The organism is Agrobacterium larrymoorei (genome assembly GCF_030819275.1).
In the GTDB taxonomy this organism is placed as follows: domain Bacteria; phylum Pseudomonadota; class Alphaproteobacteria; order Rhizobiales; family Rhizobiaceae; genus Agrobacterium; species Agrobacterium larrymoorei_B.
Window position 1 is genome coordinate 2,277,509 of sequence record NZ_JAUTBL010000002.1, and the last position, 12,702, is coordinate 2,290,210.

The 12,702-nt window shown below is 59.8% G+C and carries 15 protein-coding genes; 7 read left to right on the forward strand and 8 right to left on the reverse strand.

Annotation, left to right across the window (positions count from 1 at the left end):
- Positions 1-296: 296 nt before the first annotated feature.
- The gene (locus QE408_RS19655) at positions 297-716 is read left to right on the forward strand and encodes a hypothetical protein (protein WP_306934057.1); all 420 of its coding nucleotides are present in this window, start codon (positions 297-299) and stop codon (positions 714-716) included.
- Positions 717-816: 100 nt separating this feature from the next.
- Here the strand turns inward: QE408_RS19655 and ung are convergent, their stop codons facing one another.
- Together ung and QE408_RS19665 are read right to left on the reverse strand one after the other, a co-directional pair.
- Positions 817-1,509: a uracil-DNA glycosylase gene (gene ung / locus QE408_RS19660; protein WP_306934059.1), complete on the reverse strand. Its 693-nt coding sequence runs from the start codon at positions 1,507-1,509 to the stop codon at positions 817-819.
- A gap of 24 nt (positions 1,510-1,533) precedes the next feature.
- Positions 1,534-1,929, reverse strand: a complete 396-nt coding sequence (locus tag QE408_RS19665) for a VOC family protein (RefSeq protein ID WP_306934061.1) — start codon at positions 1,927-1,929, stop codon at positions 1,534-1,536.
- Positions 1,930-2,188: 259 nt separating this feature from the next.
- On the opposite strand from QE408_RS19665, the gene QE408_RS19670 reads away from it, so the two are divergent.
- The gene (locus tag QE408_RS19670) at positions 2,189-2,554 is read left to right on the forward strand and encodes a YbaN family protein (protein ID WP_306934891.1); all 366 of its coding nucleotides are present in this window, start codon (positions 2,189-2,191) and stop codon (positions 2,552-2,554) included.
- A 9-nt stretch (positions 2,555-2,563) separates the two neighbouring features.
- On the opposite strand, the gene QE408_RS19675 is transcribed toward QE408_RS19670, so the two are convergent.
- From QE408_RS19675 to QE408_RS19685, 3 genes are read right to left on the reverse strand one after another with little or no spacing between them, the layout of a single operon-like run.
- Entirely contained in the window at positions 2,564-3,346 is a 783-nt protein-coding gene (locus tag QE408_RS19675; RefSeq protein WP_306934063.1) for a heme ABC transporter ATP-binding protein, read from the reverse strand.
- Entirely contained in the window at positions 3,343-4,416 is a 1,074-nt protein-coding gene (locus QE408_RS19680; RefSeq protein WP_373465590.1) for a FecCD family ABC transporter permease, read from the reverse strand. Before QE408_RS19680 ends, QE408_RS19675 begins: the two co-directional genes overlap by 4 nt.
- 11 nt (positions 4,417-4,427) lie before the next feature.
- Positions 4,428-5,315, reverse strand: coding sequence for a heme/hemin ABC transporter substrate-binding protein (locus QE408_RS19685; protein ID WP_306934067.1), 888 nt, complete (start codon positions 5,313-5,315; stop codon positions 4,428-4,430).
- Positions 5,316-5,499: 184 nt separating this feature from the next.
- On the opposite strand from QE408_RS19685, the gene QE408_RS19690 reads away from it, so the two are divergent.
- From QE408_RS19690 to QE408_RS19705, 4 genes are all read left to right on the forward strand, one after another.
- Positions 5,500-5,847 (forward strand): antibiotic biosynthesis monooxygenase family protein, encoded by a 348-nt coding sequence (locus QE408_RS19690; protein WP_113180716.1) that lies wholly within the window; start codon positions 5,500-5,502, stop codon positions 5,845-5,847.
- A gap of 2 nt (positions 5,848-5,849) precedes the next feature.
- Entirely contained in the window at positions 5,850-6,374 is a 525-nt protein-coding gene (gene hutX, locus QE408_RS19695) for a heme utilization cystosolic carrier protein HutX (protein WP_306934894.1), read from the forward strand.
- A gap of 219 nt (positions 6,375-6,593) precedes the next feature.
- The gene (gene purU, locus QE408_RS19700; protein WP_112520849.1) at positions 6,594-7,478 is read left to right on the forward strand and encodes a formyltetrahydrofolate deformylase; all 885 of its coding nucleotides are present in this window, start codon (positions 6,594-6,596) and stop codon (positions 7,476-7,478) included.
- 204 nt (positions 7,479-7,682) lie between these two features.
- Positions 7,683-8,036, forward strand: coding sequence for a hypothetical protein (locus QE408_RS19705; RefSeq protein WP_306934069.1), 354 nt, complete (start codon positions 7,683-7,685; stop codon positions 8,034-8,036).
- Between the two features lie 55 nt (positions 8,037-8,091).
- Here QE408_RS19705 and QE408_RS19710 read toward each other — a convergent pair whose 3' ends face one another.
- Together QE408_RS19710 and QE408_RS19715 are read right to left on the reverse strand one after the other, a co-directional pair.
- Positions 8,092-9,465 carry a sensor histidine kinase gene (locus tag QE408_RS19710; RefSeq protein ID WP_306934070.1) on the reverse strand — a complete coding sequence of 458 codons (1,374 nt, stop codon included), beginning with the start codon at positions 9,463-9,465 and terminating at the stop codon, positions 8,092-8,094.
- Positions 9,462-10,142 carry a response regulator gene (locus tag QE408_RS19715; protein WP_062425152.1) on the reverse strand — a complete coding sequence of 227 codons (681 nt, stop codon included), beginning with the start codon at positions 10,140-10,142 and terminating at the stop codon, positions 9,462-9,464. The genes QE408_RS19710 and QE408_RS19715 overlap by 4 nt, the downstream gene beginning before the upstream one ends.
- A gap of 225 nt (positions 10,143-10,367) precedes the next feature.
- Here QE408_RS19715 and QE408_RS19720 point away from each other — a divergent pair, with 225 nt between their 5' ends.
- Positions 10,368-11,435, forward strand: coding sequence for an ABC transporter substrate-binding protein (locus QE408_RS19720; protein WP_306934074.1), 1,068 nt, complete (start codon positions 10,368-10,370; stop codon positions 11,433-11,435).
- Positions 11,436-11,450: 15 nt separating this feature from the next.
- Here the strand turns inward: QE408_RS19720 and QE408_RS19725 are convergent, their stop codons facing one another.
- Positions 11,451-12,428, reverse strand: coding sequence for an IS110 family transposase (locus tag QE408_RS19725; RefSeq protein WP_306934075.1), 978 nt, complete (start codon positions 12,426-12,428; stop codon positions 11,451-11,453).
- Between the last annotated feature and the right edge of the window lie 274 nt (positions 12,429-12,702).

The following is a 12,702-nucleotide window of genomic DNA, read 5'->3' on the forward strand; positions in this document are numbered from 1 at the left end:
ACGGGGCTTCATCTCAGAAGCGCATCCCGTGTGTGATGGGCTGAAGATGGTGCAGATTGGCCTTGGCGCATAGAGTGAACAATCAGAACGGATCGTGCTTTTTCTGCGAACAGTTTTGAACTGCCTGCCGGTTGTCAATAGCTTGACCGAAATCACTTAAATGGCTCACTGCAAGCCTATCCTCGGTACATCTCAAGTAACTGAAATACATGCGCAATTCTAAACGAAATTTAATTTGACTGTACTACCGGCAATTCTAGATTTCGCGTGTAAATTCCTCGGTTGGGACAACCCCCATGAACAAAATCCTTGTCAAAATTTCTGCCGCAATACTTATTTCCACTGCAGTATCGAGCTGTGTGACGACGAATGCCGAAGGCATCAAGCAAGTCACTTATAAGAAGAACGCCCTTAGCGGAGAGCGCACCAAAATCGATTGGGCAGTGGCCGTGAAGGGAGATTGCAGCGCTCGCGTCATTCCGGAACTGCGCATTCTTCAGGCGCCTCAACACGGCACCGTCGACATCGTCCACGAGAAGATAGACGGGAGATTCCATGGGACCTATGCAAAATGCACCGGAAAAGACGTGCAAGGGACCTCCGCTTACTACACCTCGAAAAAGGGGTTCATCGGCAGTGACAAGGTTATAGTCCGCAACTCATACAAGGATGGCGTGGTGGTAGATGGTGTCGCCGAGATCAATGTCGTCAGGTGATTGACGTTCAAGGCTGAGACCGCTCGGACGGTCGCGTCGGAACCCGCAGGTGCTCATTCAGCGCTGCGGGTTTCTTCATGACCCTTGATGAGCACAGCCCTTATACCTCGTCCGGTAACTGCCAATCGATCGGGTCTCGTCCATGCGAGACGAGGAAGGCGTTGGCCTTGGAGAAATGGTGGTTGCCGAAGAAGCCGTTATGGGCGGAGAGCGGCGATGGGTGGGCCGATTTCAGCACCAGATGTTTGCGCTGATCGACGAAGGACGCCTTCTTCTGCGCGTAGGAGCCCCAGAGCAGAAAGACAACGTGGTCGCATTGCTCGTTGACGGCGCGAATGACGGCATCGGTGAACTTCTCCCAACCCTGGCCCTGATGCGAGGCGGCACGCGCCTGCTCCACCGTCAAGACGCTGTTGAGAAGCAGAACGCCTTGCTTGGCCCAGCTTTCGAGAAAGCCGTGCTTCACCGGATGGGCACCGAGATCGCTTTGCAGTTCCTTGTAGATATTGACGAGGGAGGGCGGGATGCGCACGCCGGGGCGCACCGAGAAGCAAAGACCATGGGCCTGGCCCGGACCATGATACGGATCCTGCCCCAGGATAACGACCTTGACCTCGTTGAGCGGGGTCAGATCGAGCGCGCGGAAATACTCCGGCCCCTTGGGAAAGATCTGCTTGCCGGCTTCCTTTTCGGCCAGCAGGAAGCCTTTGAGCTTCTGCATATATTGGCTGTCGAATTCACCCGAAAGCGCCTGTTTCCAGCTCTCTTCGAGTTTTACGCCAGCCTCTGCCATGGTGAGCCGTCCTCTGTAAGCTGCTTACTTGAAGCGATTGCCCCGCTGCAGCACTTCGATCTTGTAGCCATCCGGATCGCAGATGAAGAAATACTTGGCGAACGGCACGCCTTTGTAATCCGCCTCGATGATCTTGCCAACCGAAAGGCCGAGTTCGGTCAGGCGCACATGCTCGGAATCCACATCTTCGACGCTGACGGCAATATGGCCATAGCCATCTCCCAGCGCGTAAGGCACTTCGCGGCCCTTGTTGACCGTCAATTCCAGCTCGAAATCGCCTTCGGGATTGCTGAGGTAGATCAGCGTAAAGGTCTCGAACTCGAAGCGCTCCGCAACGTTGAGATCAAAAGCCTGCTTGTAAAAATCCACCGAACGTTTTTCGTCCAGCACACGGACCATCGAGTGGATCAACTTCGCCATCGTGTTTTCCTTCATCCTGTTAAAGCCTGTCGCGATCTTTCGCAGTCGCGCCTCACGCTTTAGGTTTTTGGTTTGTCGCATGGTCCTATCGCCAGAGCGCTTCAGCACTTTTGCGCGGACCATGCTTCAGCCGGTTGCACCCCTGCATTTTGGCAGCCAGATAAAGCCGAAAGGCCGATAGTTCAACCCCTTGGCTCGGCGCGCGGGTTCGGCGTGCTTTTTCTCTGTCATGGATGGCAGACGCATGTTACCGGCAGATATGCGCATTTTTTATCTCTGTCTCGGCTGTCTGATGGTCGCAACCGGTGTGGTCGGTGCGTTTTTGCCGCTCCTGCCGACGACGCCGTTTCTGCTCGTGGCGCTCTGGTGCTTTTCCAAATCATCACCCCGGCTGGAAGCCTGGATGCTGAACCACCCACGTTTCGGCAAGTCCCTGCGCAACTGGCGCGAACACGGCGCCATTCCGCGGCGCGCCAAGATCGCCGCAGTCTCTTTGATGACAATGAGTTACCTGATTTACATCGTCATCATGGCCCCGCCCGCTCTTCAGATGCTGATCGTCGCACTCGTGATGATTGGTGCCGGGACCTTCGTCGTCACGCGTCCATCGCCGCCCCAGGAGTGAAGCAGCGCCCTAGCGATGCCGCGCCTGCGGCAGCACATAGGCGATATGATCGGCAGGCAGACGCCCCACCGCGCCCCCCACGCCATAGACGCGTGCAATCGTCTCGTCATTGATGGTCTCGAGCGCCGATCCGCAAGCGGTCACAGCCCCCCGGTGCATGACGATAAGTTGATCGGCGAACTCTGCCGCGAGATTGAGATCGTGGAGGATAGCCAGCACCGTACCGCCAGCCGCAACAAAGTCTCTGGCCGTTTCCAAGACGGAAATCTGGTGACCGAGGTCGAGGCTGGAGGTCGGCTCGTCCAGAAGCAGCACGCGGCTTTCGCCGTTCTCCACCGGATAAGGAACCTGCGCAAGCGCGCGGGCAAACTGCACCCGCTGCTGTTCTCCGCCGGACAGCATGTTGTAGGCCCGCCCCTCGAAGCCGCCCAAGCCGACCTTTGCGAGCGCTCGGCGTGCCTGTTCATCCGGTGTGCGAGAGCCTTGTGCGACGGCGCCCATCCGCACGATTTCAAGCGCGGTGAAGGGAAAGGCCAGCACCGTGCTTTGCGGCAGGACGGCGCGAAGGCGGGCAAGCTGCACGGGCGAGAAGACCGAAAGGTCGATCGTGCCATAGGCCACGCTGCCCCGGTCCGGCTTCAGCTCGCCGCACACCACTTTCATCAGCGTCGATTTGCCCGCACCATTGGGGCCGATGATGACACTGAAGGTACCGGGCGCAAGGCTGATCGACACGTCATGGATCAGATGCCGCTCGCCGCGCGTAACGGTGAGATTGCGTGCCGAGATCATGTCGCGCTCCTCAGCCCAAGACCGTTCCTGCCAAGCAGCAGAAAGAGGAAGACCGGCGCCCCGATCAACGCCATCACCACCCCGATCGGCAGTTCAGCGGGTGCGGCAACCGTACGGGCAAAACTGTCCGCGAGCAGCAGAAGTGCCGCCCCGCCAATCGCCGAGGACGGCAACAGGAAGCGATGCGACGAGCCGATGACGAGGCGCAGCAGATGCGGCACAACGATGCCGACAAAGCCGATAGAGCCAGCCGCGGCGACACTCGCGCCGCAGGCGGCAGCTACCACGACGATAACGATGCGCTTCAACCGTTGCACCGGAATGCCCATGTGAAAGGCGGCAGCATCCCCAAGGATCAGCGCATCCAGCCCCTTGGAGACGAAGGGGATGCTGGCAAGGATCGCCAGCACGAAAGGCAGCGTCGCCAGCACCTTGGTTGAGGTGGCTCCGCCGAGCGAGCCAAGGCTCCAGAAGGTGATGTCACGCAACGCCCGGTCATCCGCCAGGAAGATCATCAGGCCGGTCAGCGCACCACTCAAGGCAGCCACCGCGATACCGGCAAGGATTAGAACAGTCGTCGAGGTGGCCCCGTTTCGGGTGGCGATGAGGTAAAGCAGGAAGGTGTTGATCAGCCCTCCGGCAAAGGCCATGACCGGCAGGAAGTGCACGCCGAGAAAAACCGAAAGCGGCGCAAGAAGCCCGCTACCCAGCGCCAGTGCGGCAACAGCGAAAAGCGCGGCACCCGAGGTAACGCCGACAAGGCCGGGATCGGCCAGCGGATTGCGAAACAGCCCCTGCATCATGGCGCCGGAGACGGCAAGTGCCGCGCCGATCATCAAACCGAGCCCCGTCCGCGGCAGCCGCACGGCCTCCAGGATAACGCGATCGCGCGCCTCCATCGTAGCTGCACCGCCGGTGAAGTAGAGCCAAAGCTCATGAAGCCCGACCCCGGTTGGGCCGCTTGAAAGCGATACGAGACAGGCGAGAAACAGAATGACGCAAAGCGCGACGAGTGTGAGCAGACCCTTGCGGGATCGATCGCCCGGCACCCGCCCAGCGGCTGCATTCATCGCCACGGCGCTCACGGCTTGACGATCTCCGGATAAAGCTTCGACGCAAGTTCACGACCGGCGTCTGGCGTGCGCGGGCCAAAGCCGATCAAGTAAAGCCCGTCCATGCTGATCAGGGCCCTCGCCGCAGCGGCAGGTGTGGACTGGAAGGCGGGCAGCGCAAAGACTTCCTCTGGCTTTGCCGCATGGTTGCCGCGCTGCATGGTGAGAATGACATCGGGTGCTGCGGCAATCACCGCCTCATCCGTCAGCGGCTTGTAGCCGGTGATCTCGGGTGCTGCATTGACGCCACCTGCAAGCTCGATGATCGCCGCCGCTTCGGTCTCCTTGCCCGCCGCCATGATGCGCCCGCCCGCCATGGACAGCACGAAAAGCACCCGCTTCTTCTTGTCTCCGACGGCGGCAACATCCTTGGAAAGGGCAGCAAGATCGGCATCGACCTTGTCGGCCAGCACCTTCGCCTTGTCTTCCAGACCGACCGCCGCCCCAACGTCTTCGATCTTCTTTGCGATGGCCTTGGCGTCGGGTGGCGTATCCACCGTCACCATCGGCACTTCGCTGGCTTTCAAAATGCCGATGACATCCGGCGGTCCGGCACCGTCTTCGGAAAGGATCAGATCCGGCTTCTGTGCCAGAACGCCCTCGGAAGACAGCGCCCGCATATAGCCGACATCCGGCTTCGAGGTCGCCTCGATGGGATAGGTGCTGGTGGAATCGCGGGCAATCACGCGGTCACCGGCACCCAGCGCATAGAGAATTTCCGTAATCGTGCCACCCACGGCCACAATCCGTTTGGCCTCCGGATTGCCCTTGTCCGAAGCCGTCGCTTGAAGCGGCGTAAGGGCGACAAGCGCTGGTAAAACAAGACCAAGGAGAGCGGAACGGGAGGAAACCGGCATGTGATAACCCTGCTATCGAAAGGCGCGGCAGGACTGCCGCATATAAGTTGAGTTATTTACACATCTTTAAAATACGCACAATCCGATAAAGTGGAGTATCCGCGTTATCTTTTTGATTTTGCCCTTTTCATTTTTGAACTCGCTCAATATCCTGAGCAACACATACCACTTAATGGAGACCCAAATGTTTATCGCTATGAACCGCTTCCGCGTTGTCCCGGGCTATGAAGAGGCCTTCGAGACCATCTGGCGCGAGCGCAAGCGCCATCTGAGCGAGATGCCGGGCTACCTTGAATTTCACATGCTGAAAGGCCCGAGCGCTGAGGATCACACGCTCTACGCCTCGCATACCGTCTGGGCGACGAAGGACGATTTCACCGCCTGGACGCGCTCCGAACAGTTCCGCGCGGCCCATGCCAATGCCGGCAACAATCGCGGCAAGGTCGAATATCTCTCCGGTCCGCATTTCGAGGGCTTCGACGTCATCATCCATGAAGACAAGAACGGCGAAACCCGCTCGGTCGCCGCATGACGATGAGTGGCCTCGTGACAGACGAGGCCAGTGAGCGACGCAGCCGCGCTGAAGCGGCGCTGGCCGAAAAGCCCGACGGTGTCGTGGAAGCCATTGCCGGCAAGGCTGCGGTGACGCCTGCCGAAATTCTGGCGATCCTGCCGCCCGGTGCCGCCATTCAGGCACCTGCCGAAAGCTTCAACGCCATCTGGGACGAGCTTCGCAGCTGGGGCGAAATCCTGATGATCGTCCAGACGCCGGATATCGTCTTCGAAGTGGCAGGCACCCTGCCGGAAGGCAGCGAGGGTCATGGCTGGTTCAACATTCACGGCGATAGCCCGATTGGCGGGCATATCAAGAAGGAGGCTTGCGTCTCCATTGCCTTTGTCGATCGCACATTCCACGGACGCCGTTCGCTCTCAGTCTGGTTCATGAATGCGGGCGGCAGCGCCATGTTCAAGATCTTCGTGCGCCGCGACGCGCAGAAGGAATTGCTCGCCCCTCAGGTCACCCGCTTCGAGGCATTGCGCGACAGCTTTCGCACCTGACGGTGATGAAGCCCGGGCTGCCGAATGATCGCATCGCGGCAGCCCTATCCGCACTCCTGCTTTGAACATCCGATGTCGCTCCCGGCATGTTCCGCGCCCTTCCTCTGCCTTATGAATTCAACACATTGATCTGAAGCGCGGAAGCAGTGCGGTGGAGGACTTGCGCCCAGGCACGTTTGCGCTATTAGGCACCAAGAAGATCGCGAGGGGTAAGACCAGATGACGACCTATGTATTGACCGTAGCTTGCAAATCCACACGCGGCATCGTCGCCGCCATTTCGGGTTATCTCGCGGACAAGGGTTGCAACATCGTCGATAGCTCGCAATTCGACGACCTCGAAACCGGCAAGTTCTTTATGCGCGTCTCCTTCATTTCCGAAGAGGGCGTGTCGCTTTCAGACATCAAGGAAGGCTTCAAGCCGGTTGCCGAGCGCTTCAAGATGGAAGCCGAGATTTTCAGCGATGGCGAGCGCACCAAGACGCTGCTGATGGTGTCGCGTTTCGGTCATTGTCTCAACGATCTGCTCTATCGCTGGAAGATCGGCGCGCTGCCGATCGATATCGTCGGCGTCGTCTCCAACCACTTCGATTACCAGAAGGTCGTCGTCAACCACGACATTCCCTTCCACCACATCAAGGTGACAAAGGAAAACAAGCCGAAGGCCGAAGCCCAGCTGAACGACCTGATCGAAAGCACCGGCACCGAACTCGTGGTTCTGGCGCGCTACATGCAGGTTCTCTCCGACGACATGTGCCGCAAGATGTCCGGCAAGATCATCAACATCCACCACTCCTTCCTGCCAAGCTTCAAGGGCGCCAACCCCTACAAGCAGGCCTATGAGCGCGGCGTGAAGCTGATTGGCGCCACCGCCCATTACGTCACCGCCGATCTCGACGAAGGCCCGATCATCGAGCAGGACACGGTGCGCATCACCCACGCCCAATCGGCAGACGACTACGTCTCGCTCGGCCGCGATGTGGAAAGCCAGGTTCTGGCCCGCGCCATCCATGCCCACATCCACCACCGCACCTTCATCAACGGCAACCGCACCGTGGTCTTCCCGCCAAGCCCGGGTTCCTATGCGTCGGAGCGGATGGGCTGATTGGCTAAAGCATGTCGCGCAAAACTGTGCAGCGGTTTTGCGATAACGACATGCGACAGAACAAGGACTTAAAGCGTAGGGAGCGAATCTGAAAAATCGCGACACGCTTTAAGTACCACGGAAGCCAAAAATAATTTTGGACCATAAGCAACTGACGGCGCTCCGTGCCGTTTCTCTTGCGCAGTCCAACCAAGAGGCTTCCCCATGAAAAAGTTGATTATCGCCGGCGCCGCGCTCTTCCTTGCGGCCGGAACCGCCTTTGCCCAGCAGCCACCACCGCCGCCTCCGCCGGCAGCGCCGGCTGACGGAATGGCAAAGCCCGACGCTCCGCCACCGCCTCCAGGCCCTCGCGGTCCCATGGAGCGGGGCCCCGGCCCAGATGGTCCAGGTCCGGACGGCCCACGTGGCCACATGCCTCCCCCGCCGCCACCCTCCAAGGGTGCGCATTTCCGCATCGAGAGCGGTGAGACCAAGATCGACGTCAAATGCGCCGATGATGAGCCGATGAAGGCTTGCGCCGACATCATGATGCAGCTCATCGACAAGATGAACGATTAAGCCTTTGGATGTGGCAGGGTGGCGATGCGCTGCCCTGCCCTTTCGTTTTGATCGGTCAGAACCGGATCGACGCCTTCAGCCCGCGCCCGCCCGCGCCGTCTTCGAGAACAAGCGCCGCCTTGAAAAGCGTTGCGATTTCCTCGACGATCGCTAGCCCCAGCCCAGCCCCCGGCGCCACATTCCCCTCACCACGCGCGAAGCGCTGGCGCACGATGGCGCGCTTTTCCGCTGGGATGCCGATGCCATTATCCTCAACCTCCAGACAGGCCCGGCCTTCGACCTTCAGCACCCGCACGGTGATTTCCGAGCCGTGTCCGGCATAGGCGATCGCATTGCTGATGAGGTTGCCGAGAAGTTCTCGAAGCAGCAGCGGTTCAGCCTGGACGGTCGCCGCGTCCACCTCCTCGAAACCGAGATCGATATCGGCCTCTGCCGCGCTCGGCACGAAATCCGCCGTCACCGATTGGGCGAGCGACACGAGATCGACGGCAACGAGGCTTTGTTTTTCGCCGGACCCTGCGGCATCGATATTGGCCATGCGCAGAAGCTGCGCCAGAATATGCTCGGCATGGGCAACGGAGGCGTCGCCCTTCTTCGCTGCCGCCTTGGCCTCTTCCAGCGTCTGGGCGCGGGCAGCAAGTGCCAGCTGCGTGCGGATGATGGCAAGCGGCGTGCGCAACTGGTGGCTGGCATTGCCGGTGAAATGGCGCAGCGCATCGAGCGCCGATTGCAGCCGCACCATGAAAGAGTTGACCGTTTCCACCAGATTTTCCACCTCCACTGGCACGGATTGCCGGATCGGATGCAGATCGTCGGGGCTTCGCTCGCCAATCGCCTCGCTCAAGCGGTAGAGCGGGCGCAGCGACAGGGTTACCGCCACCCAGACGATTGCCGCGGCACCCAGGATCATCAGGAGCAGGCGCAGTGCCGAGCGCAAGATGATGGCGCGGGCAAGCCGGCTGCGGGCAATGGTGGTTTCCGCCACAGTGACGGTAAAAGGCACGGAGTTGATGCCGGTGGAGGCAAAGCGGCGCAGGGCCGCAACGCGGATCGGCTCTCCACGGAACACCGCATCCTGAAAACGCGGGCTGTCGCCTCGCAGACCGCTCACCGAGGGAAGGTTCTGATAGCCGGTGAGAAACTGGCCGTTCGGCCCATCCACCCGGTAGAAGACGCGATCCTGTGCGGCAGAGGTCAGCATTTCCAGCGCCACATAGGGAATATCGACTTCCAGCGTGCCGTTTTCCGCCACCACCACGCGTTCAGCGATCGCCAGCGCCGAGCCGGAGAGCACCCGGTCGGAGACGATATTGGCGGTGTTGATCGCCTCGCGATAGGTATCCGCCAACGCCACGCAGCCGATGATCGCGGTCGAGACCAGCAGCCAGCCGAGAAGCCTGCGCCGAAGCGAATAGGCGACCTTCCTCATTCGGCAGCCTCGGCCAGCCTTTCGAGATAGTAGCCGATGCCGCGCGCGGTCTTCACCGTCAGCCCGTGGGGCGCAAGCCGCTTTCGCAGACGGCTGACATATTGCTCGATGGCATTGCCGGAAAGCTCGTCGTCAAAGCCCGTCAGTGACTGGACGATGGCCTCCTTCGCCACCACCTTGCCCGCCCGCATGAACAGCACCTCCAGCAGCGCCACTTCGCGCGCCGGCAGATCGAGCGGATGACCGCCTGCGGAAAAAGTGCGCGATGTGAGATCGAAGGAGACATTGCCGAAACTGACGAGAGAGGAGCGTAGGCCCGCATTGCGGCGCAAAAGCACGCGCACCCGCGCCTCGAACTCGGCAATATCGAAGGGCTTGATCATGTAATCGTCAGCGCCGAGATCGAGCCCCCTCACCTTCTCCTCCGGCGTGCCGCGGGCGGTGAGGATCAACACGGCGGCCTTGTCCTGGCGCGCGCGCATGGAGCGCAGCACGTCGATGCCATCCTTTTCCGGCAGGTTCAGATCGAGGATGACGAGGTCGAAATTCTCTGCCGCAATCGCGGCATCCGCGGAATTGCCATCCGACACCACATCCACGGCATAGCCACTGCCGCGCAACAGCGCCGACAATCCTTCCGATAGAACCTGATTGTCCTCCACCAACAGAATGCGCAAACGTGAAATCCCCCTCGCGTCAGGACGTTACAGCATCGGCCCGAAAATCGGAATCGATTTTCGGAAAGCACGATGCGTAGATCAAAGAAGATAGAGCGTCCTTTGTGCGTCCAATAGGACGCACGGCGCTCTAGCGAAGTCGTTCGCACTTGTGAACGCCGTTCTCAAAGGATCGCTTATGAAGCCCGCTTGTGAAGGACAACGGCCTGCTGCATGATCACGCCCATGCGTATCACCCTAGCTCTTTGTCTTGTCCTTCTCGGCAGCGCCGTCTCGCACGCGCAGCCGATGCTCTTTCCGGCGCTCTCCGGCAAGAAGGAAGCTCAGACGCTGGTGGTCTATTCCTCGCTCGATGAGCCGCTCGCCACCCCGATGATCGAGGGTTTCCAGCGCGCCAACCCGGATGTTGCCGTTTCCTATGAGGATATGCTGACCGGCGAGATCTACGACCGCATCGTGGAGGAGACCGATAGTGGCAGGAAGACCGCCGATTTCGCCTTCTCATCCGCCATGGACCTGCAGGTCAAGCTCAGCAATGACGGCTATGCCCAGCGCTCCGACTTGCCCGGCAGCGCGCTTTGGCCTGCATGGGCCAACTGGCGCAATACCGCTTACGCGCTGACCTTCGAGCCCGCCGTCTTCGTCTATCACAAGCCGAGCTTCGTCAACGAGAAGCCACCGGCAAGCCGCGCCGAGTTTGTCGACTATCTCGAGCGCCACGCCAAGGACGTGCACGGCCGCATCGCCACCTATGATATCGAGCGCTCGGGCGTCGGCTTTCTCTTCATGTCGCGCGACCAGGAGCAGTTTGGCGACATCTGGAATGTCATCAAAGCCATGGGTGCTGCGGGCGTAAAAGTCTATTCCACCAGCTCCGCGATTCTGGAGCGCATCTCCGATGGCCGCTTCGTCTTGGGGTATAACATCCTTGGTTCCTACGCCGCAGATTGGGCCGCCCGCCACCCGGATGTCGGCATCATGCTGCCAAGCGACTATACCGTCGTCATGTCGCGCATCGGCCTCGTGCCGCAAGCCGCCGCCAACCCCGAGCTTGGCCGCCGCTATCTGCAGTTCTTCATGTCGAAGGAAGGCCAGACGATCATGGCGCGCCAACTGCAAATCCCCGCCGTCAGCCCGGAAGTGGCCGGTGAGAACACCGCCAACACCATGCAGGCCATCCACGGCGCGCAATTGCGCCCAGTCCCCGTCAGCCCCGGCCTGATGGTCTATCTCGATCAGGTCAAGCGCGCCCGGATTATAGAGCGCTGGAACGAGGCGTTGCGGTCGCAGTGATACCCCGCTTCCTCATCAAGTCAGTCGTATTTGGGCTATGTGGTATTCTTTGAGTCTCGCATTTGCGATGACGATGATGTGTCGCATGATGGCGCCAAGAGCTGTGAGTTTTGACTTCCCGGCTGCGAGCAGATGCTTGTATGTTGTAGCGAGATGGCTTTTGCTGTGGCTTGCCGCCATCGCCGCGGTGAAGAGTAGCGGTCGTAACTGCCGCCGTCCGCCCTTTGTAAAACGACGGCCTTTACGAGCGCCGCTGTCGCGGGCATGAGGCGCACATCCCGCCAGACTTGCTGCCTGCTTGCGATCGATGTGTCCGAGCTCTGGCATGAGAGCCAACAGCACCGGGGCGATCACCTTGCCAATACCAGGAACCGTCTGAAGGATAGCCTTGCGGTCTTTCAATCGCTTATCGAGGCTCATGATCGTTTCGATCTGCTTGTCGATAGCTTCAATGCGGCGCTTGATCTCAGTTATATGGCCGGCGATGTCGCGCGCGATCGGCTTATTGCGTGGCGCCTTTAATCGGTTTTCCTCTTGCACGCGCATAGACACCAGATCGGTACGACGCAAGACGAGCAGCTTAATTTTTGCCTCCCGTGGCTGACTTGGGCGCCAGCGAGGCAGAGATTGCGCACGTGAGAGCCCATATTCGGCAATATGGCGCGCATCAATGGCATCTGTCTTGGCATTGGCGCCGCAGGCGCGGATGAAGGCTTTGACCCGGGCAGCGTCTGCGCGATGTGCGGGAATAGCAAGGTCTTCAAGGACATCGAGGAGATTGTCCTCGTAGCCACCGGTTGCCTCGCAAATGGCGAGTGTGTCGAGGCGTCCAGCATATGGCTTTAAGATCGCTTTGAGCGCCACCTTGCTGTTTTCTAGGGTGCAGATCTCTCCGCTATGTGTGTCGAAGAAAGTGATTGTTGCTTTGGAGACGTCGAATCCCAAAGCAAATCGGATCAACTGAGGCTGGATTTGTTCGGTGTTCAGGCCCATGATTGAGCTCCATGCTTAGCATTGTCTGCGGGCGCGGCGCCAAGCCGGCCCATTCAAGTCAACAAGCGATGCGAAGCTGGTGCGATTGCAGCCCAGGATGAGGTCGGTCGAGAAGACCCATTCCTGTTCGGGCGTACAAACGCATGACCTCCGGGGTGGCCACCTCGGAGGTCATCCAGCCTCCCGAACAATAAAGCACATTTTCGACAGACAATTCCTGTGCCTGTCACAGAAACCCAGCCAGTCCAAGTCTTGGACTGAAGAGACTCTTCCC

Coding starts and splice junctions, on each gene's coding strand:
- QE408_RS19655 (WP_306934057.1), top strand. CDS start 297: ATGAACAAAATCCTTGTCAAAATTTCTGCCGCAATACTTATTTCCACT.
- ung (WP_306934059.1), bottom strand. CDS start 1,509: ATGGCAGAGGCTGGCGTAAAACTCGAAGAGAGCTGGAAACAGGCGCTT.
- QE408_RS19665 (WP_306934061.1), bottom strand. CDS start 1,929: ATGGCGAAGTTGATCCACTCGATGGTCCGTGTGCTGGACGAAAAACGT.
- QE408_RS19670 (WP_306934891.1), top strand. CDS start 2,189: ATGCGCATTTTTTATCTCTGTCTCGGCTGTCTGATGGTCGCAACCGGT.
- QE408_RS19675 (WP_306934063.1), bottom strand. CDS start 3,346: ATGATCTCGGCACGCAATCTCACCGTTACGCGCGGCGAGCGGCATCTG.
- QE408_RS19680 (WP_373465590.1), bottom strand. CDS start 4,416: ATGAATGCAGCCGCTGGGCGGGTGCCGGGCGATCGATCCCGCAAGGGT.
- QE408_RS19685 (WP_306934067.1), bottom strand. CDS start 5,315: ATGCCGGTTTCCTCCCGTTCCGCTCTCCTTGGTCTTGTTTTACCAGCG.
- QE408_RS19690 (WP_113180716.1), top strand. CDS start 5,500: ATGTTTATCGCTATGAACCGCTTCCGCGTTGTCCCGGGCTATGAAGAG.
- hutX (WP_306934894.1), top strand. CDS start 5,850: ATGAGTGGCCTCGTGACAGACGAGGCCAGTGAGCGACGCAGCCGCGCT.
- purU (WP_112520849.1), top strand. CDS start 6,594: ATGACGACCTATGTATTGACCGTAGCTTGCAAATCCACACGCGGCATC.
- QE408_RS19705 (WP_306934069.1), top strand. CDS start 7,683: ATGAAAAAGTTGATTATCGCCGGCGCCGCGCTCTTCCTTGCGGCCGGA.
- QE408_RS19710 (WP_306934070.1), bottom strand. CDS start 9,465: ATGAGGAAGGTCGCCTATTCGCTTCGGCGCAGGCTTCTCGGCTGGCTG.
- QE408_RS19720 (WP_306934074.1), top strand. CDS start 10,368: ATGCGTATCACCCTAGCTCTTTGTCTTGTCCTTCTCGGCAGCGCCGTC.
- QE408_RS19725 (WP_306934075.1), bottom strand. CDS start 12,428: ATGGGCCTGAACACCGAACAAATCCAGCCTCAGTTGATCCGATTTGCT.